Raw genomic sequence first — 15389 nt, forward strand, 5'->3', positions numbered from 1 at the left:
ACCTACTGTTCGGGGGCCATCACGAAGTCGTAGTAGGTGATCTCGCCCTCGGCGTCGGGGTTGTCCTGCGGGTCGAGCATCAGTTCGGGCTTGACGGCCGACGCGATGTCGTCCGAGTTATGCGGGTCGCCCGGGAAGTACAGCTGCGTGGTGATGAGCTGATGGTCGGGTGCGCTGACCTTGAAATGCAGGTGAGCCGGGCGCCAGGCGTGCCATCCGGCGGCCTCGATCAACTGGCCGCAGGCGCCCTCCGTCGGGATCTGGTACGGCGCGGGACGCAGCGTGTGGATCTCGAACCTGCCGTCGTCGTTGGCGATCCACGTGCCGCGGAGGTTCCATTCGGGCAGGCCGGGAGCGAACTGCGAGTAGAAGCCGAGATCGTCGGCGTGCCACAACTCGAGCTTGGCTCCGGCCAGCGGACGGCCGTCGACCGACCGGACCTGGCCGGCGAACACGAGCGGGGTTCCCGGCTCGCCGTCGCGCATGGGAATCGTTCCGTTCCAAGACAATTCGGGCGAGCCGCCGATGTAGTACGGGCCTTCGATGGTGCCCTTCGAGCCCTCGCGGTCGGCATTGGCGACCTCTTCGACCGAGTGCTCCAGCCAGACGTCGAGGAACAGCGGCCACTCGCCGTCTTCGCCGACCTTGATCAGCCATGCCTTGAGTGCGTTGTACTCCTCGTAGCTGACCTTGTCGTCGAGGACGGTGTCGTTGATGGCCTTGATCACCTTGCCGGCGAGATAGCTCACGCGCTGGGTGTCGATGACGCCGGAACGTCCGCCCGCGGCGGCCATCCGCTCCTGGAACTGGGCCGAGGCGTTTGCGCCGGAATCGGCCGCCTTCGCGCTGACTTCGGAATCAAAGCTGGTGTCGGTCATGTCGAACTCCCTTGTTTCTCGTTCTGCTGTGTTGTTTCTGTGTTGACCGGAAAGGGGCTGCCTTTCCGGGGTGGTACTCAGCTTGCGGCGATGTCGGATGGGTGCGTGGCCAGCGGCGTCACCTTGATGTCCATATAGGCGAACAACGGCAATCCGGAGAGGATGGCGTGCAACTCGTCGTTGTCGGCGACGTCGAAGATGGAGAAGTTCGAGTACTCACCGACGATCCGCCAGATATGCGGCCATTTGCCCGCGCGTTGCAGTTCCTGCGAGTAGGCCTTCTCGCGGGCGACGGTGTCGGCCCGGGTGTCCGGGTCGAGGTCGTGGGGGATGGAGACATCCATCCGAACGTGGAAAAGCATTGCGGTCAAATCCTTCTCGTGGAGACGTTCACTTGTCGGTCCGGTAGCGGGCGAGTTTCTCGTCGTCGATCTCGATCCCCAGTCCGACGCCGGACAGCCGATGCAGATAGCCGTCGACGATCTGCAGTGGACGGGTGAGCAAGTCGTCGCTCATGTCGAGGAAGTTCGACAGTTCGCCCGCGTGGCGCGCGGTGCGCTCGTACGCGGCGCCGAACGCGAGGGTCGCCGCAGTGCCGACCTGGCCGTCGATCTGGTTGCCCATCACGATGTCGAGGCCGAGACTCTCGGCGAGATGGTGCACTCGCTGCGACACGGTGAACCCGGTGCGGGCGGTCTTGATGCTGACCGCGGTCGCGGCGCCGGCGAGAACCTCACGGGCGACGTTGGCCGGCGTGGGCACCGATTCGTCGGCGATGAACGGGACGTCGACCTGTTCGACGAGCCAGCGTCGGCCCAGCACGTCGTCGGCGGGGCAGAGCTCCTCGGCGAACAGCAGCCCGAGGTCGTCCATCTGCCGCATCGCGCGGGCCGACTCGGCCGCGGTCCAACCGCGATTGCCGTCGACGTACAGATCGATATCTTCGCCGAACCGCTCCCGCAACGCGCGCACGACGTCGACGTCGAGGTTGATCGGACGACGCCCCACTTTCACCTTGAAGGTGCTGATGCCGTAGCGCTCACGCATGCGTTCGGCCTCGGCGACCATCTTGGCCGGCTCGGCGAATCCGAGCATGTGCGAAACCCGAAGTCGATCGGTGTACCCGCCGAGCAGGTCGGTGACCGCCAGGTCGAGGGTCTTGCCGAGAGCGTCCCAAATCGCCATGTCCACAGCGGATTTAGCCGTCGGGTTACCCACGGTGCGGTCCAGTCGGGCGCGCACCACTTCGCGTTCGAGGAGCGTCAGCCCGACGACGTCGGGGGCGAAGATGTCCTCGACGACAGCGACGATGCCCTTCTGCGTCTCGCCGTAGGTGAACGGGCGCGGGGGAGCTTCGGCGACGCCGACGATGCCGTCTTCGGTATGGATGCGGACGAGCACATGTTCGGCGACGTGGACTTCACCGGAGGCGAAGCGCAGTGGTTTCAGGTACGGGATGGCGAAGGGTATGGCCTCTACCGCAGTGATCTTCATTGCGTGCTCATCCTCCGGAGAATCAGTCGATTTCGATGCCCAGGCCCCTGTGATATGGGCCACTAGAGACAAGCGTAGAACCGAGATCCATACAGAACAAGAACCTAAATTCGGGTTATTGAGCAGCAGTATTTATCAATAGGAGCGGGAAAGCCAACGGACCCGACGAAATCGTCGGGTCCGTCGGCCTGCGAGTGAGATCTCCACTCAACTCCGAATCGCATCACGCATCATGCCGGTTCGCGGATGGCAGTTGATGTACTCAAACACCTGATTCTTCGCGTCGGCGACCGACACTTCGTGGTAGAGGCGGAGTTTGTCCAGCCCTTCGGCCACCTTGAAGAAGGTGGTGAAGATCCGAAGGTGGGTCGGATGGGATTCGGCCCAGCGTTCCAGCCGATCGAGTGACCGCCAGTGCCCGATGTTGTAACTCTCGTCTTCGAGGTTGCCGTCGGCATCGATGCTCTGCACGAATCGATTGCTGTAGCAGCCGACCGCCGCGCCGTTGTCGCGCAAGAAGTCCATCCCCGCCGTCAGCGTCGGAAGGATCTCGTCGAGGTAGAGCGAACGCTCCTCGGCTTGCGCCGCGCGCCACTCCTGTCCCGATCGGATGAGCGCGATGTTGTCGTGTCCGGCGACGACTACGCGGCCACCCACGTCGGGATCGCCCGCGACGATACGCAACTCCCCCGCCGCCGACATCCAGTCATGCTGGGAGATCGGAAATCTGTCACGCATCGATCCCCAGTACCCGTGCTCCTCGATCTCGCCGCTGATACCGTCCATGACCGCGCCCACCCCGGGTAGATCGTCGGTGAATGCGTAGAGCGTCTCGAACTGCTCCGCGCGCGGAGCGATGGTCTCGCGAAAGTACCCGAGGCCGTCGGAGAGGCGTTCGGGCGAATCCCACCAATCGACGACCGCCGCACTGCGCAGCCATTCGCAGTGCTGGGCTGGATCTCGCCAGTAACCCACGACGATCAGATTGTCGAACCCGTCTGCGTCGACGTGCCACGTCACGTCGTGGTGATCGGGACGGTGTTCTCCGTCGAAGCTCGCGACGATGAGCGCGACGACGTCGAGCGCGGCCCGCTTGCGGTCCGGGTCGCGGTACTGCACCCCGAGATAGGCCATGACGACGTCGGTCAGCGACTCGTCCGCACGACCCACCCACATCGGAAACGGTGGTCGGTAGTCATCGGGAACTCGTCGGGTCAAGGTGCGCGGACAGGTGAGATGGGTGTCGATAGCTGATTCCACGAGGTACTCCTTCAACGGTGTGCGGGCTGAGCACCTTGAAGTTACGACGTTGTGCGACAAGCTATTTGATGGACAGCGACGAGAAATTGACGATCCGTGCCCACCCACGCCTCACCTGACGGCCGCGCGGTAATCGCGCGGGCTCAGACCGTATTCCTGCTTGAAGGCACGACTGAACACCGCGAGATCACGAAACCCCCAGTCGGCTGAGATCTCCTGCAGAGACCTGCCGTTTCCCGAACTGACGATGTCACGGCGGCATCGCTCCAGTCGTCGGGCACGGATGGTTCGCGCCACCGTCGTGCCCTGTTCGGCGAACGCGCGGTGCAACTGCCGAGTGGACACCATCACTCCTGCGGCAACACCCGGCGGAGCGAGCGTGTCATCGGCCAGGTTGTCATCGATCCACTCCACCGCCGCACGGTAGAGACTCGAGTGGGGAGTCGACTGTCCAACCGCACCCCGCAGGATGGCATGGACCAGATCCCCGACTTCCTCGACGACCGCCTGACCGGGCCCGTCGACGTCGGCCACCGGCCGGGATACGACGATGTCGTGCAGGAACCGGGCCAGCAGCCCGCTGGCACCGGCCCGTCCGTCGAACGCGACGGCGGTCAAGTCGCGAATGTCGGAATCGGTGAAGGACAGCGCGGCTCGTGGCCAGGTAAACACCTCCAGTCCCCACGATGCGTCGTCGGGGTGCCCGGCAAGACACCAGTCGAACGGACTCGTCGTGTCGTACAGGGTGAAGTCACCCGCATCCAACACGCACTCTCGGCCGTGCTGACGCACGACGGCCCTGCCTCGTCGTACCATTCCGAGCTGCAGGTATGCGCTCGTGTCAGACCGAATCAGGTTGTCACTGCGCGCTATTCGCTGTTCCGTCGCGGTCACGGTGGACACCTTGAGGTGGGCGTACTGCGATGTTCGGACAGCTCCGCTGAACCGGGGCGCTTCGACGACGTCCGAGACGTCGAGCGACACGAAGTGCTCGCGCAGCATCTCCGCCCAGTCGGCGGTTCTGGTGGTACGCGTGGGGAGCGCGAATCCGGATCGAACGAGCATGGTGTACCTCACTGACCTGGTCGACCGTACACGGCGCTGACGATCAACTGTTTGGCGCGCAGCGACAAGAACGCCCGTCGTGGACGACCGACGATATACCCAGACGTTCGACGCGACTGACGACAGGAGGTTCCGACCTTGGCTTCAGCGCCCTGCTTACGATATGTTGACACATATCGACATATCAGGTGCGACGATCGCACGAAAGGGTTAGGCGACAACCGTGACGACGCAGCGAAACCAGGAGCTGGCCTTCGCGGCACTGGCCGATCAAGTCCGACGACAGATTCTCGACACTCTCGCCACGCACGGCGAATGCAGTGCCGGTTTCATCAGCGATCAGATCACCAGCGTCGGACGCACCACGGTGTCCACCCACCTCAAAGCGCTTCGCCTGTCGGGCGTTATCGTCGAGCGCCGCGAGGGCCGCAATCGGCTCTTCTCCATCGACCCCGCCGGGCCCGCGAATGACGCATTGCAATTCCTCCACGGCGTACTGGAACGTGCGTTGAGCGCAGGTACCGAATCACGAGTCGAACAAGCGCCTCCGGGCGCCACCGTCGACGACGCCGCGGGGCGTCGTAACGCGTAGCCCCGCGCAACCCTCTCATCCACAGGCGGGCGGTAGACATGGTCGCATTCTCGGTGACCGCACAGATAACCACGGCGGGACCGCCCGCCGCCGCTTTCACCGCCCTCGCGCAGGGCCGACTCCTCGATCTGGAGTGTGAGCGTCTGGTCCCCGGCGCCGCGGTCTCGGTCGCGCTGCCGGTAGGCGACGCATCAGCACAGGGGCCCGCCGGAAGCCCGATCACGCTCCTCGGTTACGTCGGGGCGATCAAGCCGGACCGCTCGGTGCACATCGTCCACCATCAGCCCTGGCGGGGACGACTGACGATCCGGTTCTATCCCGACGATGGCGGCACGCGCGTGGTTCTCGAGTCGAGCATCGACCACGACGGGGTGAACTGGCTCGCCCAGAAGCGCGGCTACGCACCCCCGGAGCTCCCGGCGAACGACCGCCACCGAATCGGACTGCTGGTCAGTAAATCCGGATCGGCCGCGGTCTTTGCGCAGGCCACCGAGTCGGTCGCCGCCCTCGCCGTCGCCGAGATCAACGCTGACGGCGGGATCGGCGGAACACCGACGGAACTGCTGGTCGGCGATGATTCGTCGGACGTCGTCACCGGAGCGGCGGCGGCCTTGCGGCTGATGCGGAGCGGCTGTCGCACCATCTTCGCGTGCGTCACGTCGGCGACGTTCAACGCTGCCGCAGCGGCGCTGCGCGGAACCGACGTCCTGTTGATCCACACCGTCCTCAACGAGGGTGGTCGACCCGACCCGCGACTTCTCCGCCTCGGCGAACGGCCGCTGGAACAAGTGCGCGCCGGGATTCCCGCCCTGATGATGGAAACGGGTTCGCGGAACTGGTTTTTCGTCGGCCACCGCTACTCGTGGTCGTACGGCGCACACTGGGCTGCCCGACGAGTGATCGCCGAATGCGGTGGATCGGTCGCCGGCGACAGCTACCTTCCGATGGGCAGCACCGACTTCTCGGCGACCGTTGAGGCGATCGAGAGATCCGGTGCCGATCTGATCCTGTCCTCCCTCGTCGGCCACGACGAGGTACTGTTCGAGCGAAGCTGCGCTCAGCAGGGATTACGCTCGCGTACAAGAACATTCGCCCTCGTCTTCGACGAAGCGACCCAACAGCTCATCGGCAGTTCGCACGCCGACGGCGTGTGGGCGGCGTTCGGCTACTTCCAGGATCTGAGCGGCGACGAAGGTCTACGCAACCGTTACCGGGCCAGCGTCGTCGGTCCGGCTCCACCGCTGAGTTCGCTGTCCCAGACGACGTATGCGGCGATCTGGGCGTACGCGCGTGCGACACCGGGCACCGATGACCGCAGCGCGATTCGCGACCGAATGATCACGAATATGTTTGTCCGAAAAGAAGATTCGCCTCCGGTTCGGCGCCCGATCCTGCTCGCGGAGTCACGCGGCGGCCTACTTCGCGCGCTTTAGCCATCCCGGTCCGGCGAGCAGTCGACGTCTATAAGTCGATATGTCGATACGTATTGACGTAACTTCGCGGAGCTTCTAGTGTTGTGAATCGTAGCCAGCGCAGTACCCCCAAACGAGGAGCGACCATGACGGTAAGACGCCCGACTGCGGAGGACATCGCCTCCGCCGCAACACATTTCGGACTTCATTTCGACGCCGCGACAACTCGGGAGTTCACCGGCCTCGTCGACGGCGCACTGGGCTCCTACGACGTCGTCGAAGAGTTGTACGCCGCGATTGCACCCGCTGCACCGAAGCGACAGCACAATACGCCCTCGCCGAGCGAAAACCCTTTGGGCGCATGGTATGTCACTACCGATATCTCGACGGAAACCGCCGACGGCGCCCTTGCCGGCCGCCGAGTGGCCATCAAAGACAACGTCGCAGTCGCCGGCGTCCCGATGATGAACGGGTCGCGATCGGTCGAAGGCTATGTTCCCAGCACAGACGCGACGGTGGTGAGCCGCCTGCTCGACGCCGGCGCCACCGTCGCGGGCAAGGCCGTGTGTGAGGATCTGTGCTTCTCCGGATCGAGCTTCACCCCCGCGAGCGGCCCGGTGCACAACCCCTGGGATCCCACCCGCGAAGCGGGCGGTTCATCGGGCGGCAGCGCCGCCCTGGTAGCCAACGGCGACGTCGACATGGCAATCGGCGGCGATCAGGGAGGGTCGATCCGGATTCCCGCATCGTTCTGCGGAATCGTCGGACACAAACCGACTTTCGGGCTCGTGCCCTACACCGGTGCCTTCCCCATCGAACGCACCATCGACCATCTCGGCCCCATCGCGGCGACCGTCGCCGACGCCGCGCTCATGCTGACCGTTCTGGCAGGCGCCGACGGAAACGATCCTCGTCAGCCCGCCGATCTGGCCGTCGACGACTATCTGGGCTCGCTCGACGTCGGCGTTGCCGGCACTCGAATCGGGCTTGTCACAGAGGGTTTCGGCCACGACGCGTCCGATCCCCGCGTCGACGAGGTCGTCCGAGCGGCCGCGGGTGAACTCAGCGCCGCCGGAGCGATTGTCGAAGAGGTCAGCATCCCGTGGCACCTGCACGCGTTCCACGTCTGGAATGTCATCGCAACCGACGGCGGCGCCTATCAGATGCTCGACGGCAACGGTTACGGCATGAACGTCGACGGCCTCTACGACCCCGAGCAGATGGCGTATTTCGCCAAGGGCCGGATGACTCATGCCGACGAACTGTCGGAGACCGTCAAACTCGTCGCGTTGTGCGGCCGTCACGGACTGGCCGCACTCGGCGGTGCCGGCTACGGCAGGGCCCGCAACCTGGTCCCCACCGCGCGGGCGGCCTACGACGCGGTCCTCGACCGCTATGACGCGTTGCTCATGCCGACCCTGCCCTACACCGCCACCGAGCTTCCCGCGCCGAGTATCGACCGCCCGACCTACCTCGCGAAGGCGCTCGGGATGATCGCCAACACCGCGCCGTTCGACGTCACCGGCCATCCCGCCTGCAGTGTTCCCGCCGGTCTGGTCGACGGACTCCCGGTGGGCGCCATGGTCGTCGGCAGGAGATTCGACGACGCCACCGTGCTTCGAGTGGCGCAGTCCCTGGAAACCCAGATCGGCACCTTCCCCGTGCCGACCGTAGCAAGGAGTAACGCATGAATGGAGTATTCGATCTCGGTGGGACCGACGGCCTCGGCCCGATCAATCCGCCTGCCACCGAGCCGGTCTTCCGTGCCGAATGGGAGAAGCCCGTCTTCACGATGTTCTCCGCGTGCTTCCGCGCAGGATATTTCGGCATCGACGAGTTCCGGCATGCCATCGAGCAGATGGATCCCGCCGTGTACCTCAAGGCACCGTATTACGAGCACTGGCTGCACGCGTTCGAGCACTACGGGGTACAGCGCGGCGGCATCGATCCAGCCGAACTCGATCGACGCACGCAACACTTTCTCGACAACCCCGACGCTCCGCTGCCCGAACACGAACAGTCCGCCGAACTCATCGACTTCGTGAACGCCGTCATCCCGGCCGGTGCGCCTGCGCAGCGAGAGTGCGACAAGACGCCCCGATTCGCCGTCGGCGACGTCGTCCGCGTGCGCAGCGACAGCCCCTTCGGTCACACCCGTCGCGCCCGTTACACCCGCGGACGGGTGGGAACTGTTGTGGCACATCGAGGTTCGTTCATCTACCCGGACACCGCCGGTAACGGTCTGGGCGAAGACCCCGAGCACGTCTACACGATGAAGTTCACCAGCGCCGAACTCTGGGGCGCGCAGACCGCGGACCCGAACGGCTCGGTCTACTTCGACGTCTGGGATCCCTACATCGAACTCGCCACCACATCCGAAGGAGCACACGCATGACCGAGCAACCGACCACTGCCGAACAGATCGCCGCTCGCGTGAAGGCGCTGGAATCGATCCTGATCGAGAAGGGGGTGATGACCACCTCGATGATCGACCGTCTGGTCGAGATCTACGAACACGAGGTGGGGCCCCAACTGGGAGCGAAGATCGTCGCGAAGGCATGGACCGACCCCGCATATCGCGCACGTCTGCTGGAAGACGCCACCGAGGCGTGTAAAGAACTCGGCGCCAGCGGACTTCAGGGAGAAGACATGGTGGTGCTCGAAGACACCGACGACGTGCACCATGCGATCGTCTGCACCCTGTGTTCGTGCTATCCGTGGCCGGTCCTCGGACTGCCGCCGAACTGGTACAAGGAGCCCCAATATCGTGCGCAGATCGTGCGTGAGCCGCGCCGCGTGCTGGCCGAGGAGTTCGGCTACCGGATTCCGGAGAGCACCGAGATACGCGTCTGGGATTCGAGTTCCGAAATGCGCTACTGGGTGCTGCCACAGCGGCCGGCAGGCACCGAGGGGTGGAGTGAGGAACGGCTCGCCGCACTCGTGACACGCGATTCGATGATCGGTGTCGGACCGGTGGGAGCAGTGTCATGAGTGGATTCGTGACCGTCGTCGACTCGACGACCAGTGACTGGGTACAAGACCTCGTGTGCACGCTTCCCGGTGGCCGACCAGGTGAACAGTCGTTTGAAAAGCCCTGGGAGATAAGAGCATTCGCTCTCGCCGTGGCGGGGCATCAGGCCGGGCACTACGACTGGACGACGTTTCAGTCGGCTCTGATCGACGATATCGCCCGGTGGGAGGCGAACCACTCCACCGCGGCGCCGATGCTCGCCGACCCCGACTGGTCATACTACGAGCATTGGGTGCACGCGTTGGAAACAGTTCTCGCACAATCGGATTCGATCGATCCGGCCACACTGCGCGAGCGCACCGACGAAGTATTGGCCACTCCCCCCAACCGCAACCACCACCACGCCGTATTAGAGCCGGTGGCCATCGATCCCGCACAACCAGTGAACCCAGGAGCCTGACATGACCTACACATCGACCGCGGCGACAACACCGCGCATCTGGGCCGTGCCCGACGTCCGCGTCGCGAGCGTCGCGCTGACTCTCGCGCTCACCGTTGCGCTAGCCGCGCTGGTGTACTACTTCGTCGGCTACGACCAGGGCGCCGTCTCCTTGTTCGGCTCGGACACCCATGTGCACGAGTTCGTCCACGACGCTCGCCATTTCCTCGGATTCCCCTGCCACTGAGACGCTCTAGAGAAGACGGGAGAAGATCATGGAGAAGAGGTTCATCGGATTCGGTCTGGTGTCCGGCCTGCTCGCGGGAGTCATTTCGTTCGTGTTTGCGCGCGTGTTCATCGAGCCGCAGGTACAGACCGCGATCTCCTACGAACAGGGCCGCTCTCACGCGGAACTCGCCCTCAGCGGCGGGCACGAACACGAACACGAGATGTTCACGCGCTCGGTGCAGGAAAACATCGGCGCAGGTGTCGGCTCGTTGGCGTTCGCGATCGCCCTCGGCGCGATGTTCGCGGTCGCGTTCACCGTTCTGTGGGCATATCTCGGTCGTCGGTACCCGTCGACCGACCCACGATGGGTCGCGGCAGGCACTGCCGCCGCCGCATTCGTCGCGATATGTGCGGTGCCGCAGTTCATATATCCGGCGAATCCACCCGCCGTCGGCGAGGCCGACACCATCGGATCTCGCTCGGCGTCGTACTTGGTCCTGACGCTGGCGTCGCTCGCGCTGATGATCGTCGCCGTAGCCGTCGCCCTGTGGTTGCGGCCGCGGATCGGCGGACTGGCGTCGGCAACGCTGGGTGCCATCGGCTATCTGGCGGGCATCGGTATCGTGGTGCAGTTCCTGCCGCGTTTCGACGAGGTCCCGCGGGCTCTGCTCGATCAGTCCGGATCCATTGTCTATCAAGGGTTTCCGGCCCAGACCCTGGCGCTCTTCCGAACGTACTCGGTGATGAATCAGGCACTGCTGTGGACGGTCATCGCGATCGTGTTCGCGGCGGCGCTCCGACGATTCACGACGGTCCGCGGTTCGGCGGCACCCGAATCGGCGTTGTCGCGGATCTGAATGTAAGACAATCCCCCTCGGGTGCCCACCGGGGCCACGACGACACGCGTCGTGGCCCCGGTTCGTACTCCCGTTCGGTTCAGCTCAACCTGCCGCCGACACCTCCATCGGGTACGGATGGTCCGCGTCGATCTCGTAGCAGATGGCGAACGGCTTGTTCGTCACGAACAGACAGGTCACATCGTTGTCCGCGGTGGCACCGTGTTCCATCCACCCGCCCTCGGCGAACCAGACGAAGTTGCCGGGTCCGTATTCACCCTCGTGCGTCTTGAGGACGCCGTCGAGTACGTACATTCCGTGAGCGCACGGATGCGTGTGCCAGGTGTTGGTGAATCCCGCGGGGTAGCGCAGCATCATCACTTGCATTCCGGTGTCCGGGTCGTCGAACACCGGCTTGATGGAGATCTCACCGTTGATCTGCGGCAGCGGAAACGCCTGCCAGCCGAGTCGACTGGTGTCGGTGGCCGAGACGGTGACGAGATTGGTCGGAGTGCTCACGTCGCTCGCCCTACCGGTAGACCGACTTGAGATTCTGGTATGCCGCAAGGCCTTCCGGACCGAGTTCACGGCCCATGCCCGACTGCTTCACCCCACCGAACGGGGCGACCGGGTCCGGAATGTAGCGGTTGATGCCGATGGTTCCGGTACGGACCCGCGACGCCACCGAGCGCGCACGATCGGCATCGGAACTCCACACCGTGCCACCGAGACCGAAGTCGGAATCGTTGGCGATGGCGACTGCGTCGGCGTCGCTGTCGTAGCTGATCACCGAGAGCACCGGCCCGAAGATCTCCTCGCGGGCGATGGTCGCGTTGTTGTCGATACCGGCGAAGACGGTGGGCTGTACGAACCACCCGTCGTCGAGGCCGTCCGGGCGACCGCCGCCGACGGTGATCCGGCCGCCTTCGGCGCGCCCCTTGGCGATGTAGCCCTCGACGCGCTCACGGTGTCGCGCACTCGACATCGGGCCGATCTGGGTGCCCGGATCGAGCGAATCGCCGATCGCCATCGAGCCGGCGAACGCCGACAGCACATCGACGACCTCGTCATAGCGAGACTTCGGCGCAAGCACTCGGGTGCCGAGGAAACAGGTCTGGCCGTTGTTGGCGAGTGTCGCGACGAACAGGTCGTTGCCGATGGTGGCGAGGTCGAGCTCGGCGTCGTCGAGAACGATGGTCGCCGACTTTCCGCCCAATTCCAGCGTCACCGGACGCAGCAGGCGCCCGCACGTCTCGGCGATCTTCTGACCGGCCGCGGTCGACCCGGTGAAGGCGACCTTGTCGATGTTCGGGTGCGACACCAGGTGGGCACCGGTCTCCCGACCGCCCGGAACGATGTTGACGACGCCTGCCGGCAGTCCCGCCGCCTCCACTGCCTCAGCCAGCAGATATGCGTCGAGAACCGTCTCCGGCGACGGCTTGATCACCAGCGTGCATCCCGCGGCGAGCGCCGGCGCATACTTGAACGCCGCCAGCGTCTGCGGGAAGTTCCACGGCACGATCGCGCCGACGACACCGATCGGCTCACGCCTGACCTCGACCACGCCGCCGAACATTCCTTCGCGAATGTCGTCGGTCTGCGCCGCGATCAAACCCGCGTAGTAACGCAGCAGCGTCGCCGGATACACCGCCTCCAACTGGCTCGCCACGGTGATCGGCATACCGTTCTGCGCCGATACCAGAGCCGCGAATTGTTCCTTGCGCGAATCGATTTCGTCGGCCAGACGAATCAGCGCGGCAGCCCGCTCCGACGCCGGCAGTCCCGACCATGCCGACGGATCGTCGAACGCCGCACGCGCAGCCGCAACCGCGGCATCGATGTCGGCTTCGACGCCGTCGGGCACCTCGCCGATCTGCTGACCCGAGTTCGGCGAGATCACACTGATCCGGCCGGAGCCCTCCGGCGCGCGCCATTGGCCGCCAATGAAGAACGCGTTATGCGTGATGTTGTTCGACGCGGTGGGAGCTGCTGTCGTCGCAGTCATGATGAACGACTCCTTTGATGTGATTGACGTCACTGGATGGTGCGTCAATAGTGGCCGCCGGAAGTGTGCGGTAACTGTCCGGATGTCGGACAGTGTTGTTTGCGATCACTGCGCGGCGGCGACCTGCGCTCCCCGAGTGCCGAAGCGAGGCATGAGCTTCGGTGAACGAGGGCAGTCGACCTCCGCTCCCCGAGTGCCGAAGCGAGGCACGAGCTTCGGTGTAACGAGCCTCGACACCGCTTCGCTGGTGGACGCGATAATGCAAGATGCCATGTCCAGTCAAACCTCTGAACTGCGGAGACATGGCATCTTCCTTACAGGGGCCGGCAACTTCCGCTCCCCGAGTGCCGAAGCGAGGCACGAGCTTCGGTGTAACGAGGGGCCGGCGACCCGAACTCCACACCGAACCACCACATTCGGCCACGCCGAGCATCCGTCGCACTGGATCTCGATATACCGGCGAGCTCGTATACTTCGACTCGTTCCTCGCTCAGCACGGCGCCTCGCACGACGGCACTAGCTCACCCGGGAGGCTCGATTCCCAGCGCCTTCAACCGCACGTAAAGCGTGCTGCGGCTGATTCCCAACAGCTTCGCGGCGTGCGCCTTGTTTCCCCGGCACTCGCCAAGCGCGTCGACGATCCCCTGCCGTTCCATTCGCTCGAGCACGGTCAACGACGCCGACCGGCTACTGGTGCGGTAGCGAGCCGGCAGGTCGGACACCTCCAGCAGTCGCGATCCACGTGAACTCGCGCTGTCGACCGCCGCTGCGATCACCCGATCGAGTTCGGTGAGATTCGCCGGCCACTCGTGCGCCGCAAGGGCGTCCACCACGCCGGCACCCAACTTCGCCTTGTCGGCGTGCCGGGTGAGGAAGTGTTGAGCGAGCGTCGCGATGCGATGCGGCTGGTTGCGCAACGGCGTCGTCGCGATCTGCTCGTCGCACATCGCCACCACCGAAGCGACGGCCGGCCGCAACTCGGCCACCGGCGGACCGGTGAGCACCACCGGCACGCGACGTTCGGTGATCACCCGCCTGAGCAGGGCGATGTCGTTGTCTCCCAACAGTTCCGCACCGTCTACGACGAGCACCCCGTCCGACGCCGCCGCCGTCGACACCGCTGCGGCCACCTGGATTTCGCCACCCGCGGCGATCCGGCCGGATACGTCGATGCGGTACGCGGCCGCATCTCCGACGGCATCGGACGCCTGCGCCGAGCGTCCCGACCCCGGTTCGCCGAGCACCGCCAGCGACCGCGCGCTGCCCGCTGCGACGACCTGAAAGTCGTTGCTGGGGAACAGCTCTGCGGAAAGTCCGGCACCACGTGGGATCGGGTCGCGCTTCGCCGCCGCGGGTGCGACGACGAATACCGCCGCCGCGTGAGCGCCGTTGATCCGCTCCCCCGAGATCGACACGATCAGCCCCGACGACAACATCATCATCATCGACGCCGGAATCAAACCGCTCGGATCACTCGTAATCGCCCGCAGGGCACCGATATCCGCCGAGTCGAGCAGATTCGACGCCGTGGTGTTGGTGAGCAGCAGATCGTCGCCGATCGCGACCACAGCGACTCCGCGTCGATGCGCGACAGCATGAAAAGCGTTGAGTACCAACCGATGCGACGACTGCGCGGCGTCGAGCAGCCGTGCTTGGATGTCGGCGACCAGCCGGTTGACCATCGGCGCGAACAACGGGTGAGTCTGCTCGCTGACCGCCGTCATGCACAGGATTCCCTCGAGCCGATGGGTTGTCGGGTGCACGATCGGCCGCCCGAAACAGCTGAGATGCTTATAGATCTCCAGGTAGTGCTCGGTACCGTTGACGGTCAACGACGACCTGGTCTCGACCGGCGTTCCCAGCGCCGTCGTGCCGATGACGTCCTCCCCCATCATCGATCCGCGCACCGCGCCGATGGTCGCCAGATTGCGCTCGACCTGCACTCCGCCATAGCTCAGCGTGATGATCCGCGAATCGTTGTCGGTGAGGATGAGCGCGGTGTCGGAATCGGCGAGTTCAGTGGCGGCGACGTCGAATACCGGTCGCGCCGCTCGCAGCAATGCCTCCCGATTGCCGAGGTCCTCGTCGACGGTGAAGTCGGGCATCTGGTCGGGGGCCAGCCCAGACACAACCGACCTGCGCCACGAGACGTCGATCTCGGGACGCAGGGGCGGTTGCGCTGCACTGTCGATCACACGAGAGTACGCGT

At 64.9% G+C, this 15389-nt stretch carries 16 protein-coding genes; 8 read left to right on the forward strand and 8 right to left on the reverse strand.

Annotated elements, in window-relative coordinates:
• Positions 1 to 2: 2 nt before the first annotated feature.
• The 5 genes from catA to HH308_RS16755 form a co-directional block, all read right to left on the reverse strand.
• On the reverse strand, positions 3 to 878 hold the full coding sequence (catA, locus tag HH308_RS16735) for a catechol 1,2-dioxygenase (RefSeq protein WP_170195366.1): 876 nt from the start codon (positions 876 to 878) through the stop codon (positions 3 to 5).
• Between the two features lie 77 nt (positions 879 to 955).
• Positions 956 to 1240 carry a muconolactone Delta-isomerase gene (gene catC / locus HH308_RS16740; protein WP_170195367.1) on the reverse strand — a complete coding sequence of 95 codons (285 nt, stop codon included), beginning with the start codon at positions 1238 to 1240 and terminating at the stop codon, positions 956 to 958.
• Between the two features lie 28 nt (positions 1241 to 1268).
• The gene (locus tag HH308_RS16745) at positions 1269 to 2372 is read right to left on the reverse strand and encodes a mandelate racemase/muconate lactonizing enzyme family protein (RefSeq protein WP_170195368.1); all 1104 of its coding nucleotides are present in this window, start codon (positions 2370 to 2372) and stop codon (positions 1269 to 1271) included.
• Positions 2373 to 2579: 207 nt separating this feature from the next.
• On the reverse strand, positions 2580 to 3632 hold the full coding sequence (oxdA, locus tag HH308_RS16750) for an aliphatic aldoxime dehydratase (RefSeq protein ID WP_170195369.1): 1053 nt from the start codon (positions 3630 to 3632) through the stop codon (positions 2580 to 2582).
• Between the two features lie 111 nt (positions 3633 to 3743).
• Positions 3744 to 4697, reverse strand: a complete 954-nt coding sequence (locus tag HH308_RS16755) for a helix-turn-helix domain-containing protein (protein WP_170195370.1) — start codon at positions 4695 to 4697, stop codon at positions 3744 to 3746.
• A 223-nt stretch (positions 4698 to 4920) separates the two neighbouring features.
• On the opposite strand from HH308_RS16755, the gene HH308_RS16760 reads away from it, so the two are divergent.
• The 8 genes from HH308_RS16760 to HH308_RS16795 all read left to right on the forward strand — a co-directional run bounded on the left by HH308_RS16760 (position 4921) and on the right by HH308_RS16795 (position 11196).
• Positions 4921 to 5289, forward strand: a complete 369-nt coding sequence (locus HH308_RS16760) for an ArsR/SmtB family transcription factor (protein WP_170195371.1) — start codon at positions 4921 to 4923, stop codon at positions 5287 to 5289.
• 53 nt (positions 5290 to 5342) lie between these two features.
• Positions 5343 to 6722, forward strand: coding sequence for an ABC transporter substrate-binding protein (locus HH308_RS16765; protein ID WP_312870648.1), 1380 nt, complete (start codon positions 5343 to 5345; stop codon positions 6720 to 6722).
• Positions 6723 to 6847: 125 nt separating this feature from the next.
• Positions 6848 to 8392 carry an amidase gene (locus HH308_RS16770; RefSeq protein WP_170195373.1) on the forward strand — a complete coding sequence of 515 codons (1545 nt, stop codon included), beginning with the start codon at positions 6848 to 6850 and terminating at the stop codon, positions 8390 to 8392.
• The gene (gene nthB / locus HH308_RS16775; protein ID WP_170195374.1) at positions 8389 to 9096 is read left to right on the forward strand and encodes a nitrile hydratase subunit beta; all 708 of its coding nucleotides are present in this window, start codon (positions 8389 to 8391) and stop codon (positions 9094 to 9096) included. The genes HH308_RS16770 and nthB overlap by 4 nt, the downstream gene beginning before the upstream one ends.
• Complete coding sequence (gene nthA / locus HH308_RS16780) at positions 9093 to 9692, forward strand: nitrile hydratase subunit alpha (RefSeq protein WP_170195375.1); 600 nt, start codon at positions 9093 to 9095, stop codon at positions 9690 to 9692. Before nthB ends, nthA begins: the two co-directional genes overlap by 4 nt.
• Positions 9689 to 10132, forward strand: coding sequence for a nitrile hydratase accessory protein (locus HH308_RS16785; RefSeq protein ID WP_170195376.1), 444 nt, complete (start codon positions 9689 to 9691; stop codon positions 10130 to 10132). The genes nthA and HH308_RS16785 overlap by 4 nt, the downstream gene beginning before the upstream one ends.
• 1 nt (position 10133) lies before the next feature.
• Positions 10134 to 10358 (forward strand): CbtB domain-containing protein, encoded by a 225-nt coding sequence (locus HH308_RS16790; protein WP_170195377.1) that lies wholly within the window; start codon positions 10134 to 10136, stop codon positions 10356 to 10358.
• Between the two features lie 28 nt (positions 10359 to 10386).
• The gene (locus HH308_RS16795; protein ID WP_170195378.1) at positions 10387 to 11196 is read left to right on the forward strand and encodes a CbtA family protein; all 810 of its coding nucleotides are present in this window, start codon (positions 10387 to 10389) and stop codon (positions 11194 to 11196) included.
• 84 nt (positions 11197 to 11280) lie between these two features.
• Here HH308_RS16795 and HH308_RS30215 read toward each other — a convergent pair whose 3' ends face one another.
• The 3 genes from HH308_RS30215 to HH308_RS30465 form a co-directional block, all read right to left on the reverse strand.
• Entirely contained in the window at positions 11281 to 11694 is a 414-nt protein-coding gene (locus tag HH308_RS30215; protein ID WP_170195379.1) for a cupin domain-containing protein, read from the reverse strand.
• Positions 11695 to 11704: 10 nt separating this feature from the next.
• Positions 11705 to 13180, reverse strand: a complete 1476-nt coding sequence (locus HH308_RS16805) for an aldehyde dehydrogenase (RefSeq protein ID WP_170195380.1) — start codon at positions 13178 to 13180, stop codon at positions 11705 to 11707.
• A gap of 521 nt (positions 13181 to 13701) precedes the next feature.
• Positions 13702 to 15375, reverse strand: coding sequence for a sigma-54-dependent Fis family transcriptional regulator (locus HH308_RS30465; RefSeq protein ID WP_170195381.1), 1674 nt, complete (start codon positions 15373 to 15375; stop codon positions 13702 to 13704).
• Positions 15376 to 15389: the final 14 nt, after the last annotated feature.

The sequence above is a fragment of the Gordonia asplenii genome (assembly GCF_012933505.1).
Classification (GTDB): domain Bacteria; phylum Actinomycetota; class Actinomycetes; order Mycobacteriales; family Mycobacteriaceae; genus Gordonia; species Gordonia asplenii.

Bases quoted from the DNA above. Each gene is read 5' to 3' on its own strand.
- catA (WP_170195366.1), bottom strand. From the start codon at position 878: ATGACCGACACCAGCTTTGATTCCGAAGTCAGCGCGAAGGCGGCCGAT.
- catC (WP_170195367.1), bottom strand. From the start codon at position 1,240: ATGCTTTTCCACGTTCGGATGGATGTCTCCATCCCCCACGACCTCGAC.
- HH308_RS16745 (WP_170195368.1), bottom strand. From the start codon at position 2,372: ATGAAGATCACTGCGGTAGAGGCCATACCCTTCGCCATCCCGTACCTG.
- HH308_RS16755 (WP_170195370.1), bottom strand. From the start codon at position 4,697: ATGCTCGTTCGATCCGGATTCGCGCTCCCCACGCGTACCACCAGAACC.
- HH308_RS16770 (WP_170195373.1), top strand. From the start codon at position 6,848: ATGACGGTAAGACGCCCGACTGCGGAGGACATCGCCTCCGCCGCAACA.
- nthB (WP_170195374.1), top strand. From the start codon at position 8,389: ATGAATGGAGTATTCGATCTCGGTGGGACCGACGGCCTCGGCCCGATC.
- nthA (WP_170195375.1), top strand. From the start codon at position 9,093: ATGACCGAGCAACCGACCACTGCCGAACAGATCGCCGCTCGCGTGAAG.
- HH308_RS16785 (WP_170195376.1), top strand. From the start codon at position 9,689: ATGAGTGGATTCGTGACCGTCGTCGACTCGACGACCAGTGACTGGGTA.
- HH308_RS16790 (WP_170195377.1), top strand. From the start codon at position 10,134: ATGACCTACACATCGACCGCGGCGACAACACCGCGCATCTGGGCCGTG.
- HH308_RS16795 (WP_170195378.1), top strand. From the start codon at position 10,387: ATGGAGAAGAGGTTCATCGGATTCGGTCTGGTGTCCGGCCTGCTCGCG.
- HH308_RS16805 (WP_170195380.1), bottom strand. From the start codon at position 13,180: ATGACTGCGACGACAGCAGCTCCCACCGCGTCGAACAACATCACGCAT.